Origin of the sequence: Sutcliffiella halmapala, from assembly GCF_002019665.1 — a bacterium.
Taxonomy (GTDB): domain Bacteria; phylum Bacillota; class Bacilli; order Bacillales; family Bacillaceae_I; genus Sutcliffiella_A; species Sutcliffiella_A halmapala.
In genome coordinates this window covers 2,522,218-2,536,966 of the sequence record NZ_KV917375.1, presented here as the reverse complement: position 1 = coordinate 2,536,966, position 14,749 = coordinate 2,522,218, and the positions used below count along the sequence as shown (strand labels likewise).

Annotated in this window: 16 protein-coding genes and 1 other annotated feature; of the genes, 15 read left to right on the top strand and 1 reads right to left on the bottom strand. The window is 36.3% G+C overall.

From position 1 onward, the window contains the following. Positions 1 to 132: 132 nt before the first annotated feature. From BK580_RS12405 to BK580_RS12355, 11 genes are all read left to right on the top strand, one after another. Positions 133 to 435 (top strand): DUF3784 domain-containing protein, encoded by a 303-nt coding sequence (locus BK580_RS12405; RefSeq protein ID WP_139364988.1) that lies wholly within the window; start codon positions 133 to 135, stop codon positions 433 to 435. 42 nt (positions 436 to 477) lie between these two features. Next, a complete protein-coding gene (locus tag BK580_RS12400) occupies positions 478 to 1,050 on the top strand; it encodes a hypothetical protein (protein WP_078380647.1) in 573 nt (190 codons plus the stop codon). A gap of 93 nt (positions 1,051 to 1,143) precedes the next feature. After that, positions 1,144 to 2,076, top strand: coding sequence for a VCBS repeat-containing protein (locus BK580_RS12395; protein ID WP_139364887.1), 933 nt, complete (start codon positions 1,144 to 1,146; stop codon positions 2,074 to 2,076). Positions 2,077 to 2,287: 211 nt separating this feature from the next. Then, on the top strand, positions 2,288 to 2,659 hold the full coding sequence (locus BK580_RS12390) for a hypothetical protein (RefSeq protein ID WP_139364886.1): 372 nt from the start codon (positions 2,288 to 2,290) through the stop codon (positions 2,657 to 2,659). Positions 2,660 to 2,695: 36 nt separating this feature from the next. Beyond that, positions 2,696 to 3,217, top strand: a complete 522-nt coding sequence (locus tag BK580_RS12385) for a GrpB family protein (RefSeq protein ID WP_078380645.1) — start codon at positions 2,696 to 2,698, stop codon at positions 3,215 to 3,217. A 113-nt stretch (positions 3,218 to 3,330) separates the two neighbouring features. After that, positions 3,331 to 3,906, top strand: a complete 576-nt coding sequence (locus BK580_RS12380) for an aminotransferase class I/II-fold pyridoxal phosphate-dependent enzyme (protein ID WP_235864040.1) — start codon at positions 3,331 to 3,333, stop codon at positions 3,904 to 3,906. A gap of 158 nt (positions 3,907 to 4,064) precedes the next feature. Beyond that, positions 4,065 to 4,937, top strand: a complete 873-nt coding sequence (locus tag BK580_RS12375) for an SMP-30/gluconolactonase/LRE family protein (protein ID WP_078380644.1) — start codon at positions 4,065 to 4,067, stop codon at positions 4,935 to 4,937. A gap of 390 nt (positions 4,938 to 5,327) precedes the next feature. After that, positions 5,328 to 5,888 (top strand): bifunctional transcriptional activator/DNA repair enzyme AdaA, encoded by a 561-nt coding sequence (locus tag BK580_RS12370; RefSeq protein ID WP_078380643.1) that lies wholly within the window; start codon positions 5,328 to 5,330, stop codon positions 5,886 to 5,888. A gap of 5 nt (positions 5,889 to 5,893) precedes the next feature. Continuing rightward, positions 5,894 to 6,811: a DNA-3-methyladenine glycosylase family protein gene (locus tag BK580_RS12365; RefSeq protein ID WP_078380642.1), complete on the top strand. Its 918-nt coding sequence runs from the start codon at positions 5,894 to 5,896 to the stop codon at positions 6,809 to 6,811. Then, a complete protein-coding gene (locus tag BK580_RS12360; protein ID WP_078380641.1) occupies positions 6,795 to 7,301 on the top strand; it encodes a methylated-DNA--[protein]-cysteine S-methyltransferase in 507 nt (168 codons plus the stop codon). The genes BK580_RS12365 and BK580_RS12360 overlap by 17 nt, the downstream gene beginning before the upstream one ends. 294 nt (positions 7,302 to 7,595) lie before the next feature. Beyond that, positions 7,596 to 8,021, top strand: coding sequence for a hypothetical protein (locus tag BK580_RS12355; protein WP_078380640.1), 426 nt, complete (start codon positions 7,596 to 7,598; stop codon positions 8,019 to 8,021). Positions 8,022 to 8,181: 160 nt separating this feature from the next. Here the strand turns inward: BK580_RS12355 and BK580_RS12350 are convergent, their stop codons facing one another. Next, the gene (locus BK580_RS12350; RefSeq protein WP_408055261.1) at positions 8,182 to 9,186 is read right to left on the bottom strand and encodes a DUF3231 family protein; all 1,005 of its coding nucleotides are present in this window, start codon (positions 9,184 to 9,186) and stop codon (positions 8,182 to 8,184) included. Positions 9,187 to 9,427: 241 nt separating this feature from the next. Here BK580_RS12350 and pepF point away from each other — a divergent pair, with 241 nt between their 5' ends. From pepF to BK580_RS12330, 4 genes are all read left to right on the top strand, one after another. Next, positions 9,428 to 11,236, top strand: a complete 1,809-nt coding sequence (pepF, locus tag BK580_RS12345) for an oligoendopeptidase F (RefSeq protein WP_078380638.1) — start codon at positions 9,428 to 9,430, stop codon at positions 11,234 to 11,236. Between the two features lie 77 nt (positions 11,237 to 11,313). Next, positions 11,314 to 11,571, top strand: a binding site (T-box leader). 68 nt (positions 11,572 to 11,639) lie between these two features. Next, positions 11,640 to 13,193 (top strand): lysine--tRNA ligase, encoded by a 1,554-nt coding sequence (lysS, locus tag BK580_RS12340; RefSeq protein WP_078380637.1) that lies wholly within the window; start codon positions 11,640 to 11,642, stop codon positions 13,191 to 13,193. Between the two features lie 165 nt (positions 13,194 to 13,358). After that, positions 13,359 to 13,904, top strand: a complete 546-nt coding sequence (locus BK580_RS12335) for a hypothetical protein (protein ID WP_078380636.1) — start codon at positions 13,359 to 13,361, stop codon at positions 13,902 to 13,904. 128 nt (positions 13,905 to 14,032) lie between these two features. Next, positions 14,033 to 14,491, top strand: coding sequence for a DIP1984 family protein (locus BK580_RS12330; RefSeq protein WP_078380635.1), 459 nt, complete (start codon positions 14,033 to 14,035; stop codon positions 14,489 to 14,491). Positions 14,492 to 14,749 lie beyond the last annotated feature (258 nt).

Below are 14,749 nucleotides of genomic sequence, written 5' to 3'. Positions count from 1 at the left end.
GTTTGATGCAGTACACAAATAAGTAATTACATATGTACCTTTACTAAAAAATTACTATATCTTGTAACTATTTCTATTTATTATCGTAATAAGAGGGAGGGAACTCTTAAATAGGAGAAGTGGGTGATTAGAATGATGGAGACATTAGGGTATATTGTTGGTGGGCTTGCTATGGTTTCTTTTGGTCTTCTTATTTGGAAGAAAAAGATGCTGCACTTAATTATCGGTTATAGTAATGCTACCTTTTATGGTGATAAAGAAAAATATGCTAGGAATGTTGGAGTCGTTACGATTTTTTTAGGTGTTATCATTATATTCAAGCCAATATTTACGCTCCTATTCGGAGATTTTATAACTCCCTTTTTTCTAATTGCGATTGTTTGTTTAGTCATTTTGCTTGGAATTGTTGCACATTATTGGAGATTTCGATTTTAAAATAGTGAAAGAGTAGAATTTTCGAAACAAGGGGAGTTGTACATGAATGTTGCGGAAATAAAGCAAATGCGAAAGAATCAATATATCTTTTTAAATACTTTATTAATAGCGGCTTTAATCCTTTTTTATTGTTTAATACGTACTTTTGAAATTACGTATTCACATTTTTTTCTGTTTTTAGGTGTACTTTTAATTGTCCAGGCGATAATCGGTTTCTTAAAAAGGGATTCTACCAAATCTATCTTCCCTATTATAGAGAAAGTAGCAAAATATGAAAAAGAAAAGATGGGAAGTGAGTGGAAAAAACAGAGGATAATAGGGTACGTTTGGAATGTATTATTAGGTGGATTCATGCTATTCCGAGTTTATTGGGACCCATACTTAGGTGAAGATGTTATGAAAGCGGACTTTCAGTTTTGGTTTATTCTGCTCTTTATTTTTACCTTATTGCTAAATGTTAGCATGCTATTACATATCAGAAAAGTCGATCGTTCCACTTCAGTAGCAGATTTGAAAGGGTATACATGGAAATCAAATGCTCTAGCGGTATGTGTAGGTGTTATCCTTGCGTTCCTATTTATGGTGATAATCATATTCTATGTGTTTACCATTTAATATCTAATTTGAAATAAACATGCTTATTAGGTTATACCCACAATTTCCAGCATATAATTCTTTAGGAAGAATTATACGGAAGGTGGACTGACTATGGACTCGAATTATTTTAGAAATGCAATCCATTACTATCATACAAAATTACAAGAAACAAATAATCCTTCTTACTGGTATTATCTAGTCGATACACAGGTGAAAGCTGGATTACGAAATGAGGCATTACAAACGATTGAACAAGCCTTGTTACACTCGAAATCTGAGCCTTTAAAGGAAAGGCTTTTGGAAACGAAAGAAAAGCTTCAAGAAGTAGTTTCAAGGGAAATGAACTCAAATCGACCAACTGTTGTGAGTGCCAAACGTGGTGATATTGACGGGGATGGCACCAAAGACAGTGTGCTACTAACCGCTAATAAAACGCCTGATAGTCCTTTTTGGGAAAATATAACGCTTGTCGTCCACAATGAAAGAACCAATCAGTCTCAACAGATTCCATTAAAAAATAATTCCGGCTACAACCCTACTCTCTTTCTAGGTGATTTTACAGGCAACAAAGCGGATGATATTTTAATAGTCATTGATACAGGTGGAAGCGGTGGGGCTATTTATTCTTATGTATTTTCCTATATTAATGGACAATTAAGGCAGATTTTCGATTCTGATAGATTTAATGAGGAGTATCAATACAGCGTGAACTATCAGGATCAATACAAAGCGTCTGTGATCAGTCAGAAGCTACAAGAAAAATACATTCTGGATCTTACTTACAAGGGAAAAGAATATTTAACGGAAATTTATCAGGAAAATGGCGTGTTGAAGGCACCCATAGAAGGATGGGTTAATCCTTTGTCTGGATTATATCCGATTGACTTTAACAGAGATGGCACTTATGAGCTTCAAGCGTACCAGAGGATAGCTGGGAGATACAATGCTGATTCACTTGGCTATGTGCAAACCACTTTGAAATGGAATGGGCAGATATTCGGTCCTGACCAGCAGAATGTGGCTATCTTTGGTGGGAATTTATAGCAGTAAAGAGTGTCCTTTTTAATAGATTGGCAGAATAATTACAAGGCGTGCTTCAAAAATAGGAGCACGTTATTTTTTTTGTAAAGGTACGAAGATGTTGGTTGTACTGGATATTAATGTTAAAATTAGAGTAGATGAGAGTAATAGATCTATCCAATGAGAAAATTATAGATTCTAAGTGAGAATGGAGTTCGAAAGGGTGCGTAAAGGAATGAAAAAGAAGCGTATCATTACTATATTAGTAGTCATTAGTTTGCTTTTATCGATTGCGCTAATATGGCTCTACCATCACAAAATTATCGAAGGCCAATATAATAAGCTTACCATTAGTAAAATGGGAGATAGCTTATATGTCATACATAATAAAGAAGAGATTAATAGAATAATGAGGAAAATAAATACTAGTCCAAGAACATTTCATCCAACCAATGGGTTTCGTTATGATCATTTGCCTCATGGCACGTTACTCTTCGAAAATGATAATGAGCTGGTAGAAATAGAAATCGTTTTTCAAAAAGGAAACGTATTGACGAGGTACTGGGAGATTGAGACAAATTTAGAATTTGGGCGAGAGGTAGAATGATATTTTTTCGAAATGAGTTTTCAAGGGGGAATAACTATGAAGGTTCGACTAACCGATTTTAGTGAGAAGTGGGTTCAATTGTATGAGGAGGAAGTACAGGTTTTGACAAGCATTTTTGGTGAAGAAATTATCCGGTTCGAACATTTCGGTAGTACAGCCGTACCTGGGCTAAAAGCAAAGCCAGTAATTGATATGATGTGTATCGTCAAAGACATAGAGAAAATAGACTCGTTTAATGAAAAAATGGTTTCACTTGGCTATGATGTTGCTGGAGATTGGGGGATTGCAGGTAGAAGGTTATTTCGCAAAGGCGGCGAGGAGAGGACGCATCATATTCATTTCTATGAAATAGATAATCCTCATATTAATCGACATTTAATTTTTCGAGATTATTTGCGGTTTCATCCTGAGGAGGTTGCTCGTTACAGTAGTTTTAAAGAAGACTTAGCTCAACGATTTGTCCACACGAGTGAATATAGTCCCGCGAAAAGGACATTTGTAAAAGAGATGGAACAGCAAGCACTATGTTGGTATGAGAAACACAGGGAAATAAAATAAACTAATAGTTACTGACATTAGAAGGTAATGATAGTTATACTTTTAGAATTAATATTACGATTATTCCCCCAAATAGCAAGCATATTAGCACTCATTCTTCACAGAAATTAAAAGTGCTGGTGGAGGATGACCCGTTTCATGATATTTATTTTGACAAAGCGCCTCCAGCTCCGATGTTCACTTACGATACAGCTGGATATGTTATGTATATCAGAAGCTATAGTAAATATGTAGCGCCTGGATTACGGATTGGAGTGGTGGCAAGTCGACAGCCGCTGATGAAAATCCTTTTGACCTCGAAATCGTTAGCTGATAACGGCACACCATTGTTGAACCAAAAAGTGTTCCTTCATTATTTCACCTCTGAAAGAATGCAAATACATTTAGAGAAGTTGAGAATTGCTTTGCAGGTACGAAAGGAAGTCATGGAGGCTTCCCTTTCACAGTATGGGTTAGAATGGATCAGTCCAAATGGAGCGTTGAATCTGTGGGTAAAGCTACCCGAGCATATTGATTCAGTCAAACTGCTTTCGCTTTGTAACAAACAATCTATTTCGTTTGTGCCTGGCCCTATCTTTGACGCCAATAATGAATTAGATAATTGGTTCCGTTTAAGCTATTCTTTTGCTAATGAGAAGCATATAAGAGAAGGCATCGATAAATTTTGTGCTTATTTAAGAGAAAGTTAGGATTTTCAAACTCATAAATCTTAGTTCAATCTCTGAAAAAAATTGAGCGGATTGATATGGTAATCGTACATGGTCAAAAGCGATATAGTACAATAAAGCTAAAACGTAGGCGATGTCATGAAATTAGCACAACAATTTTTTAGTTGGAGGGCAATAAGTTGAATGTGAAATTGTTAATAGACGCAAAAGCGACTTTAGGTGAGGGGCCGATTTGGGACTATGATAAAAAAGTCCTTTATTGGATAGACATTATGGAAAAAGAAATATTTAAATATGAACCGGAATCAGAAACTACCCAAAAGGTTAAGCTTGACCAATATATCGGTAGTATGGCTCTGAGGGAAAATGGCGGATTTATTTTAGCGTTGCAAAACGGGCTTCATTTCTATGATTGGGACAGCGCTTTATTAGAAAAGCTAACTGATCCGGAGAGTCATTTAGTGGATAATCGATTTAACGATGGAAAGTGTGATGCAGCAGGAAGGTTCTGGGCTGGCACGATGCATTTGAAGGGTGAAGCGAAAAAAGGAGCCTTATATGTTGTAGACGAAAATATATCGGTAAGTAAACAAATTGAAAATGTCAGCATTTCGAATGGACTAGCCTGGTCACCTGACAATAGATTTATGTATTTCATTGATACCCCAACTAGGCAAGTTGTTCAATATAAGTATGATATTCGAACCGGAAAAATCGAACAGCCACAGGTGGTAGTTACTTTCTCAGATAATGTCGGTTTCCCAGACGGTATGACAATTGACCAAGAGGGAATGCTTTGGATTGCCCACTGGGGTGGTAGTGGAATCTCAAGATGGAATCCATTAACGGGAAAGCAATTAGATTTCATCCCCGTACCAGCTGTAAATGTAACGTCTTGTACGTTCGGTGGTAACGATTTAAACAATATATATATTACTACAGCTAGAACAGATACGAGTGAGAAGCAGCTAGAAAAATATCCTCATGCAGGAGGAATATTTACGTTGCAAACGAATGTCAAAGGAAGTATTAATTATAAGTTTAATGGTTAATCCTATATGATTTTTATAAGGAAATACATGCTACTGCTTCAGTATTTCAAGCTAGCAGGTAAGCGGAGACTAACTCGAAATTAGTAACAGACGGAGCGTTAAAAAACGGAAAGAAGCCTAACTTATATAAAATGAGTTAGGCTAATTGTATTATGGACAGAAAAAGTCGACAGGTAGATTAGATTATTTTCATCGACCATAAGAGCAAGAATGAGGACGAAATAAAAACATATTCCTTGTTAGAATAGGGACATCGTTAACAAGGAGAAATTAACAATAATAGAAACGTTGCTAATGCACTATCGGACAAGATTATAGCTGTTTTAGAAAGTTACAAGGTAAAGGGTTTTTGATTTTAACGTGAACGTGAGCAGGAGGAGGCAGTTTATCATGGAGAAAATCAAGCTATCGTTTGAGGAAATGTGGGAGAAAATCATGGCTTGTGATTCAACATATGATGGGTTATTTTATACAGCGGTGAAAACAACCAAGATTTACTGTCGTCCGTCTTGTAGATCTAGAAAACCGAAAAAAGTAAATGTTGAATTCTATCAAGATATTAATGAAGTTGAAAATGCTGGCTATCGCGCTTGCAAAAGATGTCAGCCGGAAGTAGAGCATTCCCCACACATTAGTGTTGTAAGAAATGTCATTGCTTTCTTAATAAACCATCATAAACAAAAGCTGGAATTACAGGACATTGCTACTCATGTGGGATTAAGTGCTTATTATTTAGAACGATTGTTTAAACAGGAGACTGCAGAAACACCCCGAACATATTTAGAAAAAATCCGTATTGATCAAGCGGCACACCTTCTGAAAAACACTAGTAAAACGAACTTGGAGATTTGCTATGAAGTTGGGTTTCTGAGCACCTCTAATTTTTATAAGGTGTTTCGCCGGTTGAAAAATTGTTCACCTACTGAATATCGAAATAGCAGTAAGGAGTAATGATTATGAATTGGAACGATCATATTTCCTATATAGAAATCTTTCCTCCAAAAGAATTTAATTTCGAAGAATGCTTAGTGTTTTTAGGTAGATCCTCTCATGAAGTACTGCACCAAATACAGGGTGATTTTTTATTTAAATTGTTAAAAGTGCAAACTGAATTAGTATTATTCAAAATGGGATTTACCGATGGAATAATACGAGTAGAATTTCCTTTAGGTGCCCCAGATACAACTATTCGGAGAGAGGTTGAGGCTTATATCTGGGAATGGTTTGATTTTGAAGCCGATTTGAAGATTTTTTATAAAGTAGCTAGTCAAGATAAAGTCTTACAGCAATTAGTGGATAACTATTACGGATTACGAATCATGTGTATTCCAGACTTATTTGAAGCCTTGACTTGGGCGATTATGGGCCAACAAATTAATTTAACATTTGCTTACACTTTGAAAAAACGTTTTGTAGAACACTTTGGGGAGAACTTAACCGTCGATGGACATACTTATTGGCTATACCCAACGTATGAAAGGATAGCAACAATAGGTATAGAGGATTTAAGAAAGCTTCAATTTATCGGTAGGAAGGCAGAGTATGTAATTGGAGTTGCGAAAGAGATGGAGAATCGAACATTAACCAAAGAAGGTCTGTCCCAAAAGCAAGACTATCAACAAATGAAAAAATCGCTAGTGGCCATTAGAGGAATTGGTGCATGGACAGCAGATTATGTCCTGATGAAATGTTTACACCATCCATCTGCATTCCCCATTACAGATGTCGGACTCCACAACGCACTAAAGAGTCAATTAGGGCTAGAGCATAAGCCGACAATAGAGGAAATTACAGAGATGGCAACATATTGGGAAGGCTGGCAAGCATATGCCACTTTTTATCTATGGAGGTCTTTATATGATGAAACTACATAAATTAGATTACGATTCACCAGTTGGGGTGTTAGAAATAATCGGTACAGATGAAGCAATCTCTTCTATTATGTTTAAGGAGACAGATGAGGTTTCAAATAGTTTTCGGGATGAAACACCAAAAGTAGTAAAAGATTGCTACGAGCAACTAGATGAGTATTTTAAAGGAAAACGCCAAGAATTCACCTTTCCCTTTATCTACGAAGGTACAGTTTTTCAGAAAAAAGTGTGGGACGCTTTAACCTGTATTCCTTTTGCAACAACAGGTTCCTATAAAGACTTAGCTTTATCTATTGGGCATGAAAAAGCGATCAGGGCAGTAGGAAGCGCAAATGGGAAAAACAAATTAAGCATTGTGATTCCATGCCATCGAATAATTGGATCAAATGGCAAATTAACAGGATATGCAGGCGGTTTGTGGAGGAAGGAATGGCTCCTTCAGCATGAAAAGTCGGTGCAAAGTCAAAGTAAAGCAGGTAGTGTAGTTAAATAAACATGAATCTTAATCAGTATTTAAATTGATTGAGTTTGATAGATGATCTCATTAGACAAGACAAGTGTCATTCAAACACTTGTCTAATGAGATTTTTTAGTTAGAGCGCTATTAATCATGTGTAAATAACGTCTACTCGTCAATAAATTCCTTTACTCGTTAGAAAACTATCAGTTCCTCTGAAAAATACACAAATTTTCCATAATTGTTAGATGTAGCTTTTAATTATTGGTATATAATGAATTTGAATAGTGAATTTTCCGATAATTAAAACAAGCAGGGGATGTGGAAGAAATGCAAGAAAATAAGTTGAATGTGTTGGGAGTAAATATAGTCGTTTCAGCATTTATAGTTTATGTTTCCGCTATATTGGTGAGGGTAGTTAGTGGACAGTTTTTGTTTGCTAAGGGAATATTTGACGTTGGCTATCTAGTATTAACGTTAGGAATTGCTGTTCCAATCATTTTTTATAGTTTAATGGCTACTAAAAATGTCTTAGAAGTTACCGTTTTATCTAGTGTATTCATATTTGTCCTTTTTTTCTCGGTCTATTTTACGTTAACAGTAGAAAATCCCGCAACGACACTAACAGATTTAATGAACTTTATTATTGTGATAGTAGGTATGGCGATTGCATTTATTACAACAATCCATTTCGCAGTTAATGATAAACAAGGCTCAAGTAGCAACTATGAGACATCCTATTCGAGAGATGTATGATTTTGCTCCACAACAAGCTATAAGAATTCGAAAAAGATCGCTACACTTTACAATGTAGACGATCTTTTATTTTAGTCGGTTATATAAAATAAAGGTAAATGGTTATTAAAATGTGCTTTCTAGATCACTTAATTAACTGTTTAAAACTAGATTTCTTTTGCTATTTAGTTAGTTGATCTCGATCCTCCATTTGCGGTGGTTCTTCCATCCAGCCGTTTTTTATCATAATTTTTCCACCGGATTGTGCAAAATCATAAATATCTTTCATTAGTACTGCCATTGTAGCTGGCAAATCACTTCGTAAACTAAATGCTCCTCCTAGTGCGTTACTACCTAGACCAAAGGAAGTTAACAAACTAGTGTTGTACATCATTAATTTTTCAGAGAAAGGAGCGGTTTTTGAAGTAGTGGCTCTCCCAGAGTGTGTAGCTGGCGGCTCAATATAGATATCGCGTAAAAATTCACCGAGTTTCACTTCAATTTTTTTGGATAATTTCATTCCATCCACAAAATATGCTTGAACCTCTTTATTGGTTGACACCTGAGCAAATCCCATCATTAATTTCATTCCTACTAGATTTGTCTCAATGGCATGGTGTATAAGTGAAACTTCTACTGTATTTAAGACTCGCTTATCACTAAACCAATTTAGCCCTCCCATATACTCTTGATTTTTAACAAAATTCACCTCTTGAGGCATTGTCACATATGGTGGTCGTACCAAAATCCCTTTTTCCAATAAGAATTGAGTTGCTTCGCCATTAAGTGCTAAGGCTTCTGCTGTCAAGCTTATAAAGAAATCCTTAATATCCTTTCGATAGGACATACCTGTAAAAAGTGCATAAAGATTCATCTCGACTTTTGTCATCATATGTAAATACATGATATCGTAATAGAAATCAAATAATCTTGGTACTGATTTACGTACATCGCTCTCTGTAAACCCATTTGGAATGACTGCTCCTTCTTGATGAAGGATATTGGAAATTGTCTCGATATTCTTCGTGGCATTATTAGAGAGAGTTTGAAGAAGTTGTTTTCCTTCCTCTTCTGCATGCTCCAAAAAATGCTCTGTTATTCTAAGGATCATCGTTCTTTCTTGATAAGCCATCCACAAATTTGCTAATTCCGAAGAAGCGATCGGTGCTTGAGTTGAAGACATGATGTTGAACCCTCCTAGCTTTATTTTCTTAATGTAACCAACGGTGATTTATTTTATGAAAAGAGATGAGGAACCGAATTTTTGTTGGAATATTAGAAGGCTCCACAAAAATTTTAAAAGAAGTATACGGCTCATGACTAATCAAATTTTAATAATATCATTTGAATTAATTGAAAATTCTTATATAATGAAAAGGACTTAATTCGATATACGAAATATTTTGTTATTAGAGAGGAGCTTATTGATGACTAAAGTAATGAAAAAAACGTTAGTCAGGTCCGAGGTACCTACTGAACAAACATGGGATTTGAGTGATTTATTTGCAACAGAACAAGCCTGGGAATCAGAATTACACACGTTACATAAGGACCTTCACTTAGTTACAAAGTTTAAAGGGAGACTTCATGAAAATGCGAAAGTTTTACTAGATTGTTTACGTACGAAAGACGCATTGACAGAACGCTTGTCCAGAGTGATGACATTTGCTTCGCTACGTCAATCAGAGGATGGAACTAATCCAGTAAATCAAGGTAATTCTGCGCGTGTTGCTTCTCTATTTGCCAATTTCCAAGCTAGTGTTTCATTTGTGAACTCGGAAATCTTGGCGTTAGAAGATGGAGTTGTCTTAGAATATCTTCAGCATGAGTCAGGATTGACCTTATATACGAAGGTGCTAACCGATATTTTAGAAACAAAGGCTCATAAGCTTTCACCTGAAGCGGAGGAAGTTTTAGCATCCTTTGGGGAAATCCATGGTGCGCCGTATATGATTTATGAAAGAAGTAAAACGTCTGATATGCAGTTCGCCTCTTTCACGACGAATGGTGGTGAGGTGCATCCATTAACATTTAATTCTTTTCCAACCTATGAAGGATCACCGAATACGGAGCTCCGTAGAAAAGCGTATCATTCATTCAATGAGACACTTAAACAGTACAAAAACACGTATGCTGCGACATATGCCACAGAGGTAAAAAAACAAGTGATTGAAGCGCGGATGCGAAACTATGACTCCGTTACCGATATGCTTCTGCACGAGCAGCAGGTAACAAAGGAAATGTATGAAAATCAATTAAATACGATCCAAACAGAGTTGGCTCCACATATGCGTCGCTTTGCTAGGTTGAAGCAGCGAGTTTTAGGTTTAGAATCCATGCAGTTCAGTGATTTAAAAGCGCCACTTGACCCAGCATATAATCCGAAAATAACTTATGAGGAAGCTTCACAGCTTATCCTTGATTCTCTGCAAATAATGGGACCTGAATATAGGAAGATCATGGAGCAAGGGCTACGTAATCGCTGGGTTGATTTAGCTGATAATGTTGGAAAATCGTCAGGTGCTTTCTGTTCAAGTCCATATGGAGTGCATCCATATATATTGTTAACATGGAATGATTCCATGCGTAATGCTTTCACGTTAGCACATGAATTAGGGCATGCTGGTCATTTTAGCCTTGCGTCTCGTTATCAAAGTATTTCTAATACTCGTCCATCAAGGTACTTTGTTGAAGCGCCATCTACTATGAATGAAATGTTATTAAGTCAGCATATTTTAGCTAAGTCGACGGATAATCAAATGCGTCGCTGGGTTATTTTGCAATCATTAGGAACATATTACCATAACTTTGTGACCCATATTTTAGAAGGGGAACTGCAACGTCGCGTTTATGAATTGGCGGATAAAGGTACACCGATTACCGCGAAACTTCTTTGTGAGCAAAAAATAGAGTTATTAGCTAATTTTTGGGGAGATGCTGTAGAAATCGATGAAGGCGCAGGATTAACGTGGATGCGCCAGCCCCATTATTACATGGGTCTCTATCCATATACGTACTCAGCTGGATTAACCGCATCAACAGCTGCCGCTCAATCGATAAAAGAAGAAGGGGAGCCAGCAGTAAATCGTTGGTTATCCGCTTTAAAGGCTGGAGGAACGTTAAAGCCGCTTGAGCTTATGAATTTAGCTGGAGTCGATATGTCAACTCCAGCACCGATTCAAAAAGCAGTGGCTTATGTCGGATCTTTAGTGGATGAGCTAGAAAAAAGCTTCTAATGCACAAAAATTTTGAAAATTACTTGAAATGCTTGCATGAATTTGATAATATCATGAGAATTATTTAATAACTGCAATGATAAGCAATGACGAGACGAGTAGATAAGAGGAAGCTTTACAGAGACCCTTGGATGGTGGAAAAAGGGAAGGGAAATCTTATTGAACAAAGCCTCTGAGCTTCATACGGAACTAAGTTTATTTTCTTAGGGATGCTATGACGATCTCCCACGTTATCGGGATAAGGTATCGCTCTTTTGGCTGTACCTGATAAGGCTTATTGAGTGATCAATAAGTAAACTGAGGTGGTACCGCGAATCCTTACTCTCGCCCTCAAGATTAATTCTTGGAGGTGGGAGTTTTTTATTTGCTTTGATTAAAGTATTAATAAAAAGAGGTGAAAGGTATGCACTGGGCTTATCAAATTGCTGAAAAATTAATAACCAAGCATCCGGAAAAAGAGATATTCACATGCGCTTCAGGTATTAGCCCTTCAGGATCTGTCCATGTAGGGAATTTTCGCGAAGTTCTCACAACCTATTTTGTCGTAAAAGCGTTAGAGAATTTGGGGAAGAAAGCTCGATTTATTTTCTCTTGGGATGATTTTGATCGTTTAAGAAAAATCCCGCAAAATATTCCAGAAAGCTATCAAACTTATCTAGGTATACCGTATTCAGAAGTGCCGAATCCATTCGGTGAAGGTAGCTACGCTATTCATTTTGAAAAGGAGTTTGAAGGGGCACTACGAGAGTTTGATATAAAACCAGAATTCATATATCAGAATAGAGAATATCGCTCAGGAAGATATGCGCCTTATATCTCGATTGCCTTGAAGAGAAGAAAAGAGATTTATGATATCTTTATGCAATTTAAATCTACAGATCCAAAGAATGATGACCGGAAAGCATTTTATCCACTCTCCTTGTACTGTGAGGATTGCTTGAGGGATACAACAACCATCATTTATTATAATGAAGAGCAAGATCGAATTGATTATGAGTGCCGCTGTGGAAAAATAGGATCGCAAGAAGTTGGCACTAGTCGCCAGATAAAACTCAATTGGAAAGTGGACTGGGCGATGCGTTGGATGGTAGAGGATGTTGTTTTTGAACCAGGAGGAAGAGATCATTCCTCAGCAACTGGCAGCTACAATGTATCAAAGATTATCGCTAAAGAGATTTTTAATTTTGAAGCTCCCGATTATACGGCTTATGAATTTATCGGCTTAAAAGGCACTAATCAAAAAATGTTTAGTTCTTCAGGGAATGTCATCACACCTAAAGATTTATTGAACATTTATACACCTGAGATCATCCTGTTTATGTTTGCCAAGTACAAACCGAATGCTGCTTTTAATATAGGTTTTGATGACGAGGTAATCCGTATTTTTTCTGAATTTCAACACTATCAAAACGCTTATGCTAAAGGTATGGTACAAGATGAAAATATCATTCAGTCATTAATCTTAAGCAAGGGTGATGTGAAGAGAAATACGCCAAGCTTTTCTCAGGTTGCTGGGATCTTTCCTCTGATAGATTTTAATGAATTGGTCATGCAAAACGCTCTAATTACTATAGGGGAAACATATGCATTAGAGGAACTTAAGATAATAAGTGATCGTGTAGCTTATTGGATCAAACATTGGAATCAATATCGAATGATTAAAGTTAATGAAGAGAAGAATGAGATTTATTACCGTACTTTATCTGATGAACAAAAAGAAAGACTTCGAATACTTACTACTTTCATTAGTAACGAAGCTATCAGTGGAGATTTATTAATGAAAGAAGTGTATGCTATTTGTCACCAAGAGGATAAAAAAGCAATGAAAGAATCTCAAAAAGACCTTTTCAAACACGTATATCAACTAGTTTTAAATCTAAACAATGGACCACGCTTACCACTCCTAATAAGTGCTATCGGCAGGAAGAAAATAAGTGATTTGCTCACATTCACTTAAACATAGTCCGTCAAGGATAAATATGTAAAAGAAAATCATAGTATTATCATGTTAATAGGGTCCCGAACTTAACGTCAGTTTTTCACGTTATAAGTTCAGGACCCTTTGTAACGTATACATATAATTAACGTCAAATTTTTTAAAAGCTATTAGGCGGTGGAGTTATTGAAATTACTAACTATTGCAATTTTAGTTATAGGGTTAGCTACGGGTTGTTCTAATAACAAATGGAGTGGTAAAGCAACCGTAACAAAGCCTCTTCAAGAAGATACTATGCCTGATAAAATGCCAGATGATTTTCATTTTAAGATGAGCTATGGTGTAGGGGCGAAAAATGAAATCGATACTTTTAAAGGAGTATATACCAAAGACTTAGTTTTAGATGGGGTAGTACAAACGGAACTAGTTTTTACTAATGAGGAACGGGAGAGAATATATGGGGAAATGAAAAAGATTGAATTGTTAGTACGTTCAAAAAAAGTGACGAACCAGACTGAAGATGGGTCATATTGTGGCTCAGATCCAGTTGAATCGACAATTATTAGTATGGTCATAAATGGAGAAACACTTGAAGTTAGTTGGACTACTGACAATTGCCAAACGCAGGATTTGTTGGAATTAGAGGGTTTTGTTGATTTCATTCATAAAGAATTAATCGTAACGAAAAAAGAGTATCAAAAATTGCCGTCTGGAACAGGTGGATATGATTAAGAGCTAAATAGTATCAAACTTAAAGTAGCAACATATGTTGTTTGGTTTTCAGAAAATTACATCTATTTTAACGCGAAACATGTTAAAATTAATTATAGATTTTACAAAAGTAAAGGAGAGAAGAGCGGGTGAAGTTAGCAGAAGGTTTGATTAGAAGAGCTGATTATCAAAAAAGAGCGGAACAATTAAAACATAGATTGCTAAATATTGCGAGGATACAAGAAGGGGAGAAGCCATTTGAAAGCCCACAAGAATTAGAAAATGAGTTGGGGGAGGTATTGAAGGAATTAAAAGACTTGATGAGCCGCATTAATAGAACAAATCATCAAACTGCGTTTGATGATGAATTATCTCTTGGGGATGCGCTGATAAAAAGAGAAATCTTAGCTAAGGAACGTAAGGTTTATAGTGATTTAGCTGAGCAAGCGGCAACGAGACAGGATCGTTATTCGAGAACAGAAATAAAGTATGTAACGCCATTTAATGTGAAAGATCTTCAAAAAAAAGTAGATGACTTAGCTAAGCAATATCGAGAAGTCGATACAAAAATTCAAGAGCTGAATTGGCTTACTGATTTGTCGGAGTAGAATTGATAGTTTGGTAGCGATAATAAAAAGCGAGTACAAACCCATCAACGGGGTACGTTGAATAATGGTAGGGGTTTCGGGGTGACTCCTGAGGTTCAAGTCCTCAATTAACCATTTAGACCCAGAAATGTCACAATAGAACGTTGAAATGTTACGAATTATTACCATGTACTGGTTTATTATCGTGAGGGTGGGTACGGGGAATTTTAATAAAAAAGTGTTTGTAAAGTAGTTTAAGAGACAATGAGATTGTTAAGT